Below are 15,496 nucleotides of genomic sequence, written 5' to 3' on the forward strand. Positions count from 1 at the left end.
GTCCTTGCGCTCGAAGGCGCGCCTGATACACAGTCGGGTGTGTCGTCGCAACGGAGTTCGTCCCCGCCGGTCGAGGTGCTGATCGTGACGGCGCTCCGGATGGAGCGTGATGCGGTCAAGGCGGTGAGCACTGGAGCGCTGGGCGTCTGGAGCGAGGAGCGTGTGCCGGGCACTGGGCTGCGAGTGGAACGGCGGTCGTTCGCTGCGGCAGACGGGGCGAGGCTGACCGTCGCGTTGATCTGCGCGGAGGACATGGGCGGGACGCAGACCGCAGGCGTCGCCGGCCCGGTCGTGATGGCGCTACGGCCGCGGTGTTTGGCGATGTGCGGGGTGCTGGCCGGGAAGCCGGGAGACACCGAGTTCGGCGACGTGGTGTTCGCCGACCAGTTGCTCCTCCACGACTCGGGGAAGCGAACGGCGAAGGGCTTCCAGCACGGGACCCGGCCCCATGTCATGGATATCCGGTGGGTGGAGAAGGCGCGTGACTTCGCCGAGGATCCTGGCGACGCGCTCGCATGGCTGCGCGGGCCGGACTGGACCGTCGATCAGCAGCGGGCGTGGCTGCTCGATCAGTTCGCGCGAGGGCGTGGCTCGCAAAGCCTCGGGCCGTTGCTCGCGGAGTGTTGCCCGGAGTACGAGAGCATCGTCGCGGGGCTGCTCGCGGAGGAGCTGGTCCATCCGGGGGACCAGCCGCTCACCGAGCAAGGCAAGAAGCACGTCGACGCCGAGCGGTTCAAGTCGCAGCGCTGGCCGGGACTCGATCCACCGCGGCGCTCGCTGCGGGTCCATGTCGGGCCGATCGCCTCCGGCAACGCTGTGCAAGGGGACGAGGTGCTCTGGGATGAGCTCGAGACGTTCGCGCGCAAGGTGCTGGGCGTCGAGATGGAGGCCCACGCGGTCGCCAACACGGCGGAACTCCTGCAGCTCGAGCTCGCGGTGGTCATGAAGGGCGTGATGGATCATGCCGACAAGCACAAGGACGACCGCTTCAAATCGTTCGCCGCGCGGGCCTCGGCAGAGTGCCTGCTCGCGTTCCTGCGGCGAAATAGCGCCACACGGGTACGAACGGGGTATGACGACATCCTGTCGCCGGGGACTGCGACGTTGCCGGACGACCCGAGCCCGTCCCGCCTGCTACACCCGTCGTACGAGGTGGTGAAGTTCTTCCGGGCGGGGCGGAAGGACATCCTGGCCGAGCTAGACGAGTGGTGCACGACCGGGAAGGCGGTGCAGGGGCGACTCGTCCACGGTCCGGGGGGATTCGGCAAGACCCGATTGGCGATCGAGTGGACACGTGACCTGCGCGAGCGCGGGTGGGCGGCCGGATTTCTTCACGCGCACGTTGTCGAGGACTGGTTCGACCGCGTGGTCGGACTCGGGATGCCGGTCGCCGTGGTGATCGACTACGCCGAGAGCCGCGCCGAACTACGGCAACTGCTCGCGCCAGTGCTTCAGTACGCGTCGGCCAGGGTGAAGTTGCCGGTGCGGATCCTGCTGCTCGCGCGTGGGGTAGACGACTGGTGGCAGGCGCTGCTCGAGGGCGACGAGTCGCGGCGTGCGTTTCTCACAGCGGTACCGCCAGTACCGCTGCGACCGCTCGCCGACGGGTCGGAGGTGCGGGTGGAGGTGTTTCGTGCCGCCGCGGCCGAGTTCGCGGCGCGGCGCGGCCGGACGGCGCCGACGGTGTCCAGGGCGCTGACAGACCCGATCTTCGATCGTGCCCTGTACATTCACATGGCGGCGCTCGCGGCGGTAGACGAGCTGGACCTACAACCGCCCCGGAAGGCAGAGGAGGAGCCGCTGTTGGCGGCGATCCTCGAGCACGAGGAGCGCTTCTGGGACGAACGGCAGAAGCGACACGACCGGCAGCACCGCCTCCACGTCGAGCGGGCGCGCCGGCTCGTGGCGGCCGCCACCCTGCGCGGCGGCTTACCGACGCGTGAGGTGGCGAACGCCATCGGAACCCGGCTGAGGGCCGCGGACGAGGATCTGCTCATGCTGCTGCACGACGTGTATGGCGCGCCGGGTAGCGGAGGCGGACCCGGGACCTACGTGGGTCCTCTCGAGCCCGACCTACTCGGCGAGGGCATGGTGCGGCGGACGTATCGGCGCATGGACGAGCCGCGGGAGAACTACATTGACGGGGTGTTCGAGGACGCCGACGCGGACCGTCTCCGCCATGGTTTTGAGGCTCTGGGGCGAGCTGCGGTGGGCGAGAAGCCGGTGGTCCGTCCGTGGATCGATCGACTGTTGGCGCGGGAGACGGCAACGCGGGCACTGCTCGCGTTCGCAGCGGCGAAGGCCGTCGGCCGGCGCACGGCCTTGTCTGTACTCGGCGATGCGTTGGCCGATGCGCTCGAGCGAGCCGGGGACGCACGTGTGGCCGCGGCTCTCGAACACGACGGAATTCCAACGCAGACGGTCACGCTTCGCCGCGTCGCGGTGTGGGTAAGCAGAGCGCTGCTGGCAGCGGCCCCGGATGGGGAGGAGGAGAACTTTCTCTCGCAGCGGGCTCATGTCCTGAACAACCTCGGCAACAGGCAGAGCGAGGTCGGACAGCGGGAGGCGGCGCTCGCGTCGACGGCGGAGGCGGTGCGCATCTACGAGGAGCTGGCGAAGCGGAACCCGGACGCGTTCCAGCCGGACCTCGCCATGAGCCTGAACAACCTCGGCAACAGGCAGGGCGAGGTCGGGCAGCGGGAGGCGGCGCTCGTGTCGGTGGCGGAGGCGGTGCGCATCTTCGAGGAGCTGGCAAAGCGGAATCCAGACGCGTTCCAGCCGGACCTCGCCGCAAGCCTGAACAACCTCGGCGCTATGCAGAGTGAGGTCGGGCAGCGGGAGGCGGCGCTCGTGTCGACGGTGGAATCGGTGCGCCTCCGTAGGGAGCTGGCGAAGCGGAACCCGGACGCGTTCCAGCCGGACCTCGCCGCAAGCCTGAACAACCTCGGCAACAGGCAGAGCGAGGTCGGGCAGCGGGAAGCGGCGCTCGCGGAGGCGGCGGAGGCGGTGCGCATCTACGAGGAGCTGGCGAAGCGGAACCCGGACGCGTTCCAGCCGGACCTCGCCGCAAGCCTGAACAACCTCGGCCCCATACAGAGCGGGGTCGGGCGGCGGGAGGAGGCGCTCGCGTCGGCGGCGGAGGCGGTGCGCATCTATGAGGAGCTAGCGAAGCGGAACCCGGACGCGTTCCAGCCGGACCTCGCCCTGAGCCTGAACAACTTCAGCGCCATGCAGAGCGAGGTCGGGCAGCGGGAAGCGGCGCTCGCGTCGGTGGCGGAGTCGGTGCGCATCTACGAGGAGCTGGCGAAGCGGAACCCGGACGCGTTCCAGCCGGACCTCGCCGCGAGCCTGAACAACCTCGGCAACAGGCAGAGCGAGGTCGGGCAGCGGAAAGCGGCGCTCGCGTCGGTGGCGGAGGCGGTGCGCCTCCGTAGGGAGTTGGCGAAGCGGAACCCGGACGCGTTCCAGCCGGACCTCGCCGCGAGCCTGAACAACCTTGGCATCATGCAGAGCGAGGTCGGGCAGCCGGAGGCGGCGCTCACGTCGGCTGCGGAGGGGGTGCGCGTCTACGAGGAGCTGGCGAAGCGGAACCCGGACGCATTCCACCCGGACCTCGCCGCGAGCCTGAGCAACCTCGGCAACAGACAGAGCCAGGTCGGGCAGCCAGAGGCGGCGCTCGCGTCGGTGGCGGAGGCGGTGCGCATCTACGAGGAGCTGGCGAAGCGGAACCCGGACGCGTTCCAACCGCACCTCGCCGCGAGCCTGAACAACCTCGGCAACAGGCAGAGCGAGGCCGGGCGGCGGGAGGCAGCGCTCGCGTCGGTGGCGGAGGCGGTGCGCATCCGTAGGGAACTGGCGAAACGGAACCCGGACGCGTTCCAGCCGGGCCTCGCCATCAGCCTGAACAACCTCGGCATTATGCAGAGCGAGGTCGGCCAGCCGGAAGTGGCGCTCGCGTCGGCTGCGGAGGGGGTGCGCATCTACGAGGAGCTGGCGAAGGGGAACCCGGGTGTGTTCCACCCGGAACTCGCCGCGAGCCTGAACAACCTCGGCTCAAGGCAGAGCGAGGTCGGCCAGCGGGAGGCGGCGCTCGAGTCGGTGGCGGAGGCGGTGCGCATCTACGAGGAGCTGGCAAAGCAGAACCCGGACGCGTTCCAGCCGCACCTCGCCATGAGCCTGAACAACCTCGGCGCCATGCAGAGCGAGGTCGGCCAGCGGGAGGCAGCGCTCGCATCGATGGCGGAGGCGGTGCGCATCCGTAGGGAGCTGGCGAAGCGGAACCCGGACGCGTTCCAGCCGCACCTCGCCATGAGCCTGAACAACCTCGGCGCCATGCAGAGCGAGGTCGGCCAGCGGGAGGCGGCGCTCGCGTCAGCAGCGGAGACGTTTGACCTGTACTGGCCGCACTTCGCTGCACACCCCGAAAACTTCGCGCGAAACATGATGATCTCGCTGCGGAATCTCCTCCGACGACAGCGCGACGCGGGACTAGCTCCGGACGCGGCGCTGCTCGAGCGTGTCGGCGTCCTCCGCGGGTTGGGCCTCGACATGCCGCTCGATTTGGATAGCGGATGAGCCCATACATGGCCGCGGGGACAGATGACGACAAGGCCGAGTTGGTCGGCGCGGCAGCGCCTGTCCTTTCTTTCGACGGTGGACGTTCTGCTCGTCTCGACGGTTCGCAGGCCGGCGGTCCCAAAGCTTGTTTAAGCGGGGAGTGCATGCGATCGGCGACTTCATCGCCGCGCCGGGCGCTCGCCCGCTGCCGACCTACCCGAAGCGCACGCGGCCTCGGCCTGATCGCCAGGACTCACCCTCGGCTGCGTATGCTGAGTCGCCGCGATGACTCGAACTAGCATGACCGAGTAGACATGCCCCAATGGACAGTATGGAGCGCCAGCGCGCGATACTCCTGATGCCCCATGGGGACTCGGTCCCGATGTCCAGGCAGCCGGCAATGGTCCGTAGTCGGCCCCGAGGCTGGCGGCATTCCGGGGGGTCTGCGTTGACGCGTCGAGTTATGCGCGGTCGTGAGATCTCCAGCTCCGGGTCGAAATTGGTTCAACTTTGGTACGAATTCCTGTCGAGCGGGATCAAAGTGACGAATTCGCGGGAATTGAGCCCACCTGCATAGCCTATGGCCGACATCGACAACGACGGCCAGGCCGACATCGTCGTCGTCTCCAACGCCTACGGCAAGAACGACCCGAGCATCAGTTGCGTCGAGGACGGCGTCAGCGGTCAGTCCGGCGTGCGCGTGTTCGGCACCGCCGGCGGCAAGTGGGTGCGCACGCGCCGGGTCTGGAATCAGCACACTTATCATATCACCAATGTCAACGAGGACGGCACGATCCCCGCAGGCGAGGAGCCCAACTGGACCGTCCCGGACTTCAACAACTTCCGCCAGAACAAGCAGCCCGACAGCGAGCGCGGCGCCCCCGACGCGATCGTCGCCATCGCCCCGCTGTGCGAGGAGAGCGACTACTCCTTGACCGCCACCGTCCGCAACATCGGCGAGGCCCCGCTCCCGCCTGGCGTCGTCGTCGGCTTCTACACCGGCGTCCCCGACACCGGCATGAAGATCGGCGAGCTCGTCACCACCAAGGCCCTCTACCCGCTCGAGTCCGAGACCCTCAAGCTCCCGTTCAACGACGCCCCCGCCGACGTCAAGAACGGCATCGTCGACATCTACGCCATCGTCGACGATACCATGGTCCCGCACCCCGAATGGCAGGAGTGCCGCATCGACAACAACACCGGCACCAGCACCGGCAAGTGCCTCATCGCCGGCTGAGGCCCGGCGTCACGGCCGGGCCAGCGCTGCCGCTCGCCCGGCCTCGACGGCTTCGACAAACACCGCCCCGCGTCACGCTGGCCTCGCCGCCCCCGGTGTGCTCAGCGTCAACAACATTTCCGGGTGGTCGGCGCCGGCGATGGCGCCGGGCCCGGCATCCGCCGGAGCCTCTGATCACAGCACCGCGGCGACGGCCCGGCGGTCCGCTCGCGCCGTGGGGGCCAGAAATCCCTCGAGCTCCTGGTCCAGGCAGACCGTTCGAACGGCGCGCAATATGTCCTGTTGCTCCGGGGTGTCCGCCGCGAAGCCGTCCGCAAACAGCCGCTCCCAGCGCTGGACGGCGCCGCAGCGGATGAACCTGAGCATATATTCATCGAAGGTCAGGCATATGCGATGGAGCGACCGCTCGGAGTAGTTCCAGTGATACAGCGGATAGCGGTCCACGGCCGCCAGATCGATGAAGATCGGGTATTCGCCGTGGACGAGCACCCGGTACTGGCCCTCGGGGCGCCCGTTCAGCCGAATATCTCCGAGGTATTCCGCGACGAGAGACTCTTTACGCCAGAACAGGTCCATATAGCCGGAGATGCGTGAGTCCGCGAACAGACCGTCTCTGCGCCACGAGAAGACCGTCCCGTCGAGCTGGCGATAGAAGTTCAGCACACCCGCCGGCACGGGATGTCCGAGGATCAAGTGCGCGGCGATCGTCTCGCTCGACATCGGCGCGCCACCGTCCATCATCGGCCTCCCCTTCCCGGTCCTCCCGGGTCGCATCCACTCGCGGGCGGCCACGGCCTGCGCGAGCTCGGCGTGCCAGTCGACCCCCGGCGAGGTCGCCACCAGGAGCCCGGCGACCTCGCGCTCCAGCGCCGCGAAAGATCCGGGCAGGCCGAGCTCGCGGCGAGCGGCGTCGGCGACGAGTAGCGGCCATAACGGCGCCCCGGCGCAGCGGATCGCCAGCGCGAGGTACTCCTCCAGCCGAAACGGCAGCGTCCAGCGCTTCGTATCCAGCGCGAGCACCAGCTCATAGCTGCCCTCCGTGAGTCGCGCGCACGTGTGCACATGGTGCCCACGATGCGAGGTGCACGCGAGCGGGAGCAGGCCTTCGCGCAGCAGCGGGTCCTGCGTCGGGTGAGCGGCGTGCCGGGCCAGCGCGTCCGCCAGCGCCTTGACCGCCAGGAGCTGGATCTGACCGCCGGGCCAGCGCAGTCGCATGCGATTGACGGCGACGAGGCCGTCGCGGAGGTCGTCGGGCAGCGCGGGCAGCTGGTCGCACAGCGCCTGCAGGTCGGCACGCGCGACCTTCCTCGGCGGGAGGTACTCACAGCCGGTCACCGCCGCGAGCGCGACGCCCGGCGGCGGACCGAGGCCCGAGGGACCACGAAGCGCGGTGAGTAGATCGTTGAGCGACACCGGCGCGAGACTGGCACGTCGCGCCTGCGCCGGGAACAGGATCATCCTCCCCGGGTCGACGAGCATATGCGTGAGTCCAGGCACCCTGCGGACCGGTGAGACCGGCGCGCCGGTCAGAGGCCGAATTGTGCGAGCACGAGGGTCTTCTTGCCGGACGTGCCGACGAGCACACCGTCGAGTTTGACCTTGCCGTTGACTGTGATTGCGACGATCGCCGCGCCGTCTGGCCCGGCGATGGCTGTGGCCACCGAGGACACGTCGTTGGGTATGGTCGGCGAGCAGCGCGGAGCTCCACACGTGCGAGCCGTCCGCCGCGAGCTGCGCGAGCGTGGCGGCTCCATAGATGATTGCCGTCGGCGTCGAGCTGGGCGAGCAACACATCGCCCAGCCGTTGGAGTACAGCACGCCACCGCCGAGGTCGATGCCCGGGCCGTACAGCGTGCCTGCGAGCCACATCCGGCCATCGCCGACGGGGGCGACGAAGAGCGGCAATTCGCTCGCAGTGCCATGATTGAGGCCGACATGGCGGTGGGCCCACCTGGGCTCGATGGTTTGCGATCGAGGTGGCAGGAGTGCCGGATCGACAACAACACCGGCACCAGCACCGGCAGTGCCTCGTCGCCGGCTGAGGCCCGGCCTGGCCAGCGCCACCGCTCGCCCCGCCTCGTCGGCTTCACAGGAGGTCGACGCGGACCCGGCGGCCGCGCCGCTCGCGGGAGCGCGACCGCGTCCTGCTCGTCCGGGCGACCCGGGCGCGGCGCTGCGGAGGAGCGTGTTAGCATGGCCGCATGAGCGTCCATCGCGTCGACAACCAGGACGAACGGCAGGACATCTGGCGTCGCGTCTACGCCCAGGTGTTCGCCTCGGCTTTCATGCAGAGGCTGTCCGACCCGAGCTTCCTGGGCGACAAGCCGCTGGATGAACTCGCCCAGGACGCCGCAGACCTGGCCATCGCCAATATCCCGACGACGCGCCCGGTCACCCCGGGGCCGATGGTCTAGCTGACCGCGGCCTCCGCCATCAATCCCGCGTCCAGCTCGGCGGCACGAGCGAAGGCCGGATGCGCGGCGACACGGTCGATGTAAGCGCGGATCTCCGGCAGCGCGGGCACGATCCCGAAACCCGTGGTCCAGCGCAGCGCGCTGCCCCACAGCACGTCGGCGGCGCTGAAACGGTCGCCGAGCAGGTAATCGCCGCGCCCGAGCTGCTCGACCAGCGTCTTCAGCATCGCATCGTAGCTGCCGTAACCAGCGGTCGAGGCCTCGATGTCCGGGCGCTTCATCGCGTGGTCGACCACCGCGGGTTCGAAGCTCGAGCCATAGAACGCGATCCAGCGCAGATAGGGGCCACGACGTGGATCGTCGAGGGCCGGCGCCAGCCCGGCCGCCGGGAACAGGTCGGCCAGGTAGATGTAAATCGCGACCTGCTCGGTCACCACCGCGTCGCGGTACCGGATGGTCGGCAGTTTGCCCAGCGGATTGAGCGCGAGGAACTCCGGCGTGCGGTTCGCCCCGGCCTTGAGGTCGATGAATCGCACTTCGTACGGTGCTCCGAGCGCTTCGAGCAGCACGCGCACGCCGGCCGAACGCGATTGTGGATTGTGAAAGAGGGTGATGATCGACTCGGTCATGGTGGATCTTTCGGGGGGTGGGGGTTGAAGCGCGAGGAGAGAGTAGCGCCCATTGCGGACAGATTCTGTCCTCGATAGCCTCGGGCATGCTCTCCACCTCGGCCCGCCTGCTGCGCCTCGCCAGTCTGCTGCAATCGCGCCGCCACTGGTCGGGAGCGGCGCTGGCGGAGACTCTGGAGGTGGACACGCGGACCGTGCGGCGCGACGTCGATCGCCTGCGTGAACTCGGTTACCCGGTCGAGGCCTCGGCCGGCATCGGTGGCGGCTACGCCCTCGGCCGCGGCGCCGATCTGCCGCCGCTGGTGCTCGACGACGACGAGGCGGTGGCGCTGGCGATGTCGCTGCGCGTCGCCACCGCGTCCATCGGCGGCATCGAGGACACCGCGCTGCGCCTGCTCGCGAAGCTCGACCAACTGTTGCCGGCGCGACTGCAGCGGCGCGCGTCGGCGTTGCATGCTGTGACGATCGCGCTGCGCATGGGCGAGCCGCTGGCGAATGCCGACATGCTGACCGGCATCGCGACCGCATGTCGCGATTGCCTGACCCTGGAGTTCGCCTATCGCAATCATCGCGGCGACGCGAGTCGTCGGCGGGTCGAACCCCTGCGCATCGCGAGCTACGGCCGGCGCTGGTACCTGATCGCCTGGGATCTTTCACGCAGCGACTGGCGCACGTTCCGGGTCGACCGCATCGTGGCCCGGCCGATCACCGGCCCCGTCTTCGCGGCGCGCACACAACCGGCCGATGTCGCTGCGCACATCGAGCGCGGGATCACCTACGCGCCGTTCGCCTGCCGGGTGACGCTGCGACTGAAAGGGAGCGCGACCACGCTCGCGTCCCGCATTCCCACCTGGTGCGGGATCCTCGAACCGGACGGCGCCCGCCACAGCCTGCTGCGAGTCGGGGCCGACAGCATCGAAGCGCTGCTCGCTCAGCTCGCGATGGTGGGGCAGGACGCGGAGCTGATCGAAGGGCAGGAGCTCGTGCCGCAGATGGAGTCGGTGCTGAGCCGGCTCGGTGCGACCCTCGCATCGGGCGTCGCACGCACGCAGGCGACGACGAAGGCCCGGCGGTCGGAGCCGCCGAGCCGTGCGCAGCGACGCTGACGATGTCCGCGTGCAGCGGCGTTGCGCACCGCCGCCGCTTCGCTACCGCCGGGGGCGACCAGACCGGCAACCACTTGCACGCCGGTGATGTATCCCGAAGCTCCAGCGCGTCGACTCGAAGTTAATCTCACGACCGGTACGCGGCCAGTCCGACCTCGTGGCCGGATCGGCGTCGAGCCGTCGGTGAAGGCCCGCGGCCCGTGTGAGCAAGATGCCATGTACGACACCGGCTACCCTGGCGCGACGGCGGGGATGCTCGCGCGGATTTGGTCCGTGACGTCGAGGCACGGCGACGCGGCGAGCACCTCTCGCCGCGTTCGTCGGCGCCGCCGCGTGGGCGCGTGGACTCGCGGTCATTCGTGCTTCGTCGCGAGACTCACCGCGTTCGTTCGCTGCGAGACCCTCGCCATCAGCGAGGCTCGCAGCTCGTCGGGCGGCGCGGCCGCCTGCACCGGCGGTAGCGTCGCTCGTGACCGGCGGCTATCCTGGGCAACCCATGATGACTAGCAATCTCGAGACTGTTCTTGTGCGTGTGATGGCGAGCCTGGGCCTGATGCTCACGGCCTGTACGAGCAACGGCGGCGATACTGCCGGCGTGACTGACAGCGGGACCGGCGAGTCCAGCGAGTCCAGCGAGACCGGGACCCAGTCGACCACCGATACGACGGTCACGCCCACGAGCACGAGCGGTGAGTCTGTCTCCGGCACCGGCACCTCGACCTCGACCAGCGAGCCGACCACCGAGACGGACAGCGAGACGCAGGGCGTCGACCCGACCGAGACTTCGACCACCACGACCGACGGCACGGCGACCGACGGCACCACCACGACCGACGGCACCACCACCACCGAAGGCACCACCACCTCGAGCACCACCGACACGACCACGGACACCTCGAGCACCACCGACGCGCCGCCCGACTGCGTGCCGACCGAGCTCGTCGAGGTCTCCTGCGACAACATCGACAACGACTGCGACGACAACATCGACAACGTCGACGTCGGCAACGACGGCATCTGCGACTGCCTCAACATCGGCATCCTCGGCGACTCCGGCTTCGCGCCGAGCTCCAACTTCGAGGCCTGGCTCGAGGACCAGGGCTCCGCGGTCACGCGCACCAAGCTGCTCAACAACCCCGGCGTGGTCACCCCGGCGTTCCTCGCCAACTACGACCTCGTGCTGGTCGATCGCATCGAGCGGCCGCTCAGCGCCGACGAGGCCGCCGCGCTCGAGGCGTTCGTCAAGGACGACGGCCGCGGCATGATCACCCTCATCGGCTACAACTTCGACAACCTCAACCCGGCCCCCGAGCGCGACCGGGCCAACACCGCGCTGGCGCCGTTCGGCCTGGCCTACCAGGGCGGCTACTTCGGCAACCAGGTCATCCCGACCTTCGACCAGAGCCACCCGATCTCGATGGGCGTCTCCGATGTCAACTTCGCCGGCGGCATCCAGCCGGTCGACATGGAGAACCAGGGCACGTCGGAGGTGTTCGCCACCGTGATGGCGTCCAACGCCGGCATCGCCCACCAGACCGACATGGAGGGCGGCCGCGTGGTCGTGTGGGGCGACGAGTGGATCACCTTCGACAGCGACTGGCAGGGCTACGCCGACGTCCAGAAGTTCTGGGTCAACATGTTCTCCTGGGCCAAGCCGAAGGACTTCTGCGGCGCCCCGCAGTGAGCCCCCGCGCCGCGCCACTGGCAGCGCCCGGCTTCATGTGAGATCCGGGCCGCTGCAATCATCACAGCCGCGATCCTTGCAATGTTTATTGCCCGCAGCGAATGCGGGCACCGCCGTGCTCAGGCCTTTTGGGCCTCGAGCTCCGCGATGAATTTCGCGACCGCTTCCTCGCACGCCAGCCGCGGCGCCGTCTCGGTCCTGTCCGGTGGCAGCTCGACCGGCTGCCCCAGCTCCCGTAGCGACGCGACGCTCACCTGCATGTCGTCGAACCACGCGTAGCCCCGCCCATCGGCCCATGCTTCGCGCAGGCCCGTGTGCGCCAGCGAGGCCGCGAGCTCGCGCTCGCCGAGCGACCGGTGCGCCGTGCCGAGGATCGCCGCGATCCGGCTGCCATGCCGCGCTGCCGCCTCGTTCGCCGCGGCGATCGCCTCGCGCGCCGCCGCCGGTCGCCCCGTCTCCGCCATGCACACTGCCAGCCACGCATAAGCGCGCGCCGCGTCGCTGCCGGCGCGCCGCGCCAGTTGCACGGCCGTCGCCAGGTGGGCCTCCGCGCGCTCGTACGCGCCGTCGCCGGCGGCAATGCGCCCGACGGTCAGGTTCCACAGCTTCGCCCGCCCCGGCAACCACCGCCGCGTCAACAGGAACGCGGCGTCCTTCAGGTGCGGCTCGGGGTCGTCGTCGGCGGCGAACGCGATCATCGCCCGGGCGCAGCGGACCGTGATCGGCTCGTCGGTGCCCAGCGCCTCAAAATCGGCCTCCGCCTCTTTCCAGCGGCCCAGCGCGGCCGCCAGCTCGCCGCGGGCGCTCAGCACTGGCCGCAGCTCCGCCGACCGGCGGTCGCTCGCTATCAGCAGGCGGTGCGTCTGCGTGTACGTCGCCAGCGCCGCGCGTGGGAAGTTGCCGGCCGCCAGCAGTCGACCCCATTGGAGCAGGCTGTACGCGAGGTTGGGCGGGAACCGCTGCTCGAGATCGAAGCCGACGCCGAGCTCCGTCATCGCCATCGCCTCGTCCCGCCGCCCGAGCTCCGCCAGCGCGTCCGCCAGATGGCCGATCTTGCTGGTGCGAGACCCGATCCCCGCCAGCCGCGGCGGCGCGTGCAAACCGTCGGCGAACAGCGGCACGAGCAGCTCGGCGAGCACCGGCCGCGCGTCGAGCCGGTCGATGAGGGGCGTCATCAAGCGCTGGTCGAACACCCGCGCGGCGCCCTCCAGATCGTTCACACCGAGCTCGGCGCGGTACAGCTCGAGCGAGCGCCGCAGGTCGGGCACGCCGCTCACGTCATCGGGCTCGGCGGGCGTGCCCGCGAAGTGCTCACGCAGCAGCTCCGCCACCGCCCGCCGCTCGAACGAGTCGAGCCGCCCCAGCGCGTGCGCGCGCACGATCGGGTGGATGTCGTGGCGATTGCTCGCGCGATCCCACAAGAGCAACCCACGCGCCTCGAGCAGACACAGATCGGCGTGCACCCCCGCAAAATGCTCGCGCACCCCGGGCAGCCGCGCGTACTTTTTCGCGAGCGCGCGGTGGACCTCCCACGCGGCGCACCGCGCCCGCAGCCGCTCGCAGCGGTCCTGCAGCGCCTTTCTGCGCCAGCGGTCGCTCGCCTTGGCCAGCTCGCGCTCGGCCTCCGCCAATTCGTCGTGCGGCGGCGGCAGCGGCCGGCGCAGCCCCAGCGGCGGCTTCGAGAGCGTGAGCACATCGTCGATGTCCGCCGCGAACTCGAGCGAGGCCAGTCGGCTCAAGAGCTGCTCGGCCCGCTCCGGCAACGCATCGAAGGCCTCCTCGAGGATGCGCTCCTGCACCCCCTCCTCGTCGTCGTCCTCGTCCTCGTCATCCTCGCCGCCGACGATCCGCCCCAGCGCCTCGGGCTCCTCGCGCAGCACCCCCGCCAGCGCGCGCCACAGCAGCACGTGGTGGCCGCTCCTCGCCATCGCCTGCATCGCCGGCGCCACCCACTCGGCTGCTGCATCGACCCCGAGTTCGGCCAGCAGCGCCATGACCTCCGCCTCCTCGAGACCTTCGAGGTCACACACCTCGATCCCCGGCGCCGGCCCCTCGCCATTCTTTTTCTCTTTTAAGAAATCACTCGGCAGCACCCGGCTCGTCGCCAGCAGGCGCGACGGCCCCTGCGTCAGCGCGCGCACGAACGCCCCGTCGCGCGGATCGACGAACGACCGCAGATCGATCTCTTCTGCTTCCGCATCCGGCAGGCGATGGTGGGCGACCAGGGCGCGCTCGAGTCCATCGACCACCAGCAAGAACGGCCGCGTCCGCAGGACCTCCAGCACCGCCGCCTCGAGCTCCGGACGCAGCCCGTAGTACGCCTCTGCCGGCGACACCCCGGCCGCATACACCGCGAGATGGCGGACCAGATCGTCGATCGACGATCCGGGCTGATACAGGCTGTAGCCGAGGCACCCGCTCCACTCTCCCAGCGGCAGCCGCCGCTCGAGCCACGCCCACACCAGCGAGCTCTTGCCCGCGCCCCCGCGCGCCGTCATCACCCGCACTGGCGGCCCGCTCGCCAGCCACGCGTCGAGCCCCGCGAACGCATCGGCGCGCCCGATCAGCGAACGCGGCGCGAACCACCGGTGAAGCAAGTACGGCGTCGGCGCGGCCGGCGTGACGAACAGGCTGCGCACCCGGTCCCACGCTTCCGCGTCGTCCTCGTCCGCGTCCTCCGCGAACAGCCGCAGCTCCGCGTACGCGCTCGGCCCGAGCGCTGCCGGCGGCGCGTCCTCCAGGTGCACGTCGGCCGGGCTCTCCGCGTCGCCGACGCGCACGAGCAGCAGCTCGCCCGCATCATCTGTCCCCGAGGACATGTCCTGCGGGACAAGCCCTGCCCGCCACGCCGCATCGATCACCGCCGCGCGCGCGGGCTCGGGCGCGTGAACGACGACTCGCCGACGGCTTCGCACCCTCGCAGGATCGCAGGACCCCCTCGTCGCCACAAGCGCCCGCCGGAGCGTCATGTCTCAGTTGTCTCAGCCTATCTCACGCCACCAGGCGCTGCTCGATCGCCGCCAGCGTGAAGCCCTGGTCGAGCAGCGCCCGCACCTGCTTCGCCTGCGCCTGCGCCTCCGGGCTCCACAGGGCCGCCTTTCCGCGCCGGCCCTGCGCGGGCGCGGGGATCAGGCCGCGATCGATGTAGCGGTAGAGCGTCGCCCGACCGCAGCCCAGCGCCTGCAGCATCGTCTCGACCGGGACCGCCGCCTGCTCGGCCCCTGGCTGAGACATCTGAGACACCATCAGGTCGACCAGCCGGTGCAGGAACGCCTCGTCGATCGGCGTGTGCTCGAAGAACAGCCACCAGTTGAGCGCCGCCCCCAGCACCTCGAACATCAGCGCCGGCCCGGCGCCCGCGGCGATCTCTCCGCGGGCCCGGGCGGCCGTCAGCACCTCCCGCGGCACCGGCGCGAACGCCTCGCGCAGCGATCGCACGATCGCCAGCAGCTCCGCGTCGTCGCCCTCGGCCACGAAGATGCGGAACAGCCCGCGGTACTCGGGGTGGGCCGCCAGCGCGGCGTTGCGGCGCGCCACCGCCAGCAGGTCGGTGCGCAGCGAGCCCGTGCGCGGCGACGTGAACACCTGCGCGGTGATCGACAGCAGCGCGTCGCGCAGCAGCGCCTGCTTGGTCGGCCAGCGGCGGTACACCGTCGTCTTGTTGACCCCGGCCCGGGCCGCGACCTCGTCGATGCGCAGCCCGTGGTAGCCCGCGCGTCCGACCTCGCCCAGCGCGGCCGCGAGCACCTTGCGCACCACCGCCTCACCGCGCGCCCGCGGCTGCGCCCGTCGCCTCGCCTGGACCTTCGCGCTCATCGGGGCTCGCCTGCGAGCGTAGCTCGAGGCCCGGCAATTTCGCAACGACTCGT

General features: G+C 70.1%; 10 protein-coding genes. 5 read left to right on the forward strand and 5 right to left on the reverse strand.

The annotated features are described in order from the left end of the window. The first annotated feature begins 39 nt into the window (after window positions 1-39). Window positions 40-4,575 (forward strand): tetratricopeptide repeat protein, encoded by a 4,536-nt coding sequence (locus POL25_RS36745; protein ID WP_272091027.1) that lies wholly within the window; start codon window positions 40-42, stop codon window positions 4,573-4,575. Between the two features lie 562 nt (window positions 4,576-5,137). Beyond that, a complete protein-coding gene (locus tag POL25_RS36750) occupies window positions 5,138-5,794 on the forward strand; it encodes a hypothetical protein (RefSeq protein ID WP_272091028.1) in 657 nt (218 codons plus the stop codon). Window positions 5,795-5,968: 174 nt separating this feature from the next. On the opposite strand, the gene POL25_RS36755 is transcribed toward POL25_RS36750, so the two are convergent. Both POL25_RS36755 and POL25_RS36760 read right to left on the reverse strand, forming a co-directional pair. Continuing rightward, window positions 5,969-7,273, reverse strand: a complete 1,305-nt coding sequence (locus POL25_RS36755) for an SMI1/KNR4 family protein (RefSeq protein ID WP_272091029.1) — start codon at window positions 7,271-7,273, stop codon at window positions 5,969-5,971. A 47-nt stretch (window positions 7,274-7,320) separates the two neighbouring features. Next, window positions 7,321-7,464 carry a hypothetical protein gene (locus POL25_RS36760; RefSeq protein WP_272091030.1) on the reverse strand — a complete coding sequence of 48 codons (144 nt, stop codon included), beginning with the start codon at window positions 7,462-7,464 and terminating at the stop codon, window positions 7,321-7,323. 531 nt (window positions 7,465-7,995) lie between these two features. Between POL25_RS36760 and POL25_RS36765 the strand changes: the two genes are divergently transcribed. Beyond that, on the forward strand, window positions 7,996-8,208 hold the full coding sequence (locus POL25_RS36765) for a hypothetical protein (RefSeq protein WP_272091031.1): 213 nt from the start codon (window positions 7,996-7,998) through the stop codon (window positions 8,206-8,208). On the opposite strand, the gene POL25_RS36770 is transcribed toward POL25_RS36765, so the two are convergent. Further along, entirely contained in the window at window positions 8,205-8,837 is a 633-nt protein-coding gene (locus tag POL25_RS36770; RefSeq protein WP_272091032.1) for a glutathione S-transferase family protein, read from the reverse strand. The genes POL25_RS36765 and POL25_RS36770 overlap by 4 nt on opposite strands. 86 nt (window positions 8,838-8,923) lie before the next feature. Between POL25_RS36770 and POL25_RS36775 the strand changes: the two genes are divergently transcribed. Continuing rightward, the gene (locus POL25_RS36775; protein ID WP_272091033.1) at window positions 8,924-9,943 is read left to right on the forward strand and encodes a helix-turn-helix transcriptional regulator; all 1,020 of its coding nucleotides are present in this window, start codon (window positions 8,924-8,926) and stop codon (window positions 9,941-9,943) included. A 496-nt stretch (window positions 9,944-10,439) separates the two neighbouring features. Next, window positions 10,440-11,627: a hypothetical protein gene (locus POL25_RS36780; protein ID WP_272091034.1), complete on the forward strand. Its 1,188-nt coding sequence runs from the start codon at window positions 10,440-10,442 to the stop codon at window positions 11,625-11,627. A gap of 119 nt (window positions 11,628-11,746) precedes the next feature. Here POL25_RS36780 and POL25_RS36785 read toward each other — a convergent pair whose 3' ends face one another. Together POL25_RS36785 and POL25_RS36790 are read right to left on the reverse strand one after the other, a co-directional pair. Next, a complete protein-coding gene (locus POL25_RS36785) occupies window positions 11,747-14,446 on the reverse strand; it encodes a hypothetical protein (RefSeq protein ID WP_272091035.1) in 2,700 nt (899 codons plus the stop codon). Window positions 14,447-14,618: 172 nt separating this feature from the next. Further along, window positions 14,619-15,443, reverse strand: coding sequence for a TetR/AcrR family transcriptional regulator C-terminal ligand-binding domain-containing protein (locus tag POL25_RS36790; protein WP_272091036.1), 825 nt, complete (start codon window positions 15,441-15,443; stop codon window positions 14,619-14,621). Window positions 15,444-15,496: the final 53 nt, after the last annotated feature.

Origin of the sequence: Nannocystis bainbridge, from assembly GCF_028368995.1 — a bacterium.
Lineage (GTDB): Bacteria > Myxococcota_A > Polyangia > Nannocystales > Nannocystaceae > Nannocystis > Nannocystis bainbridge.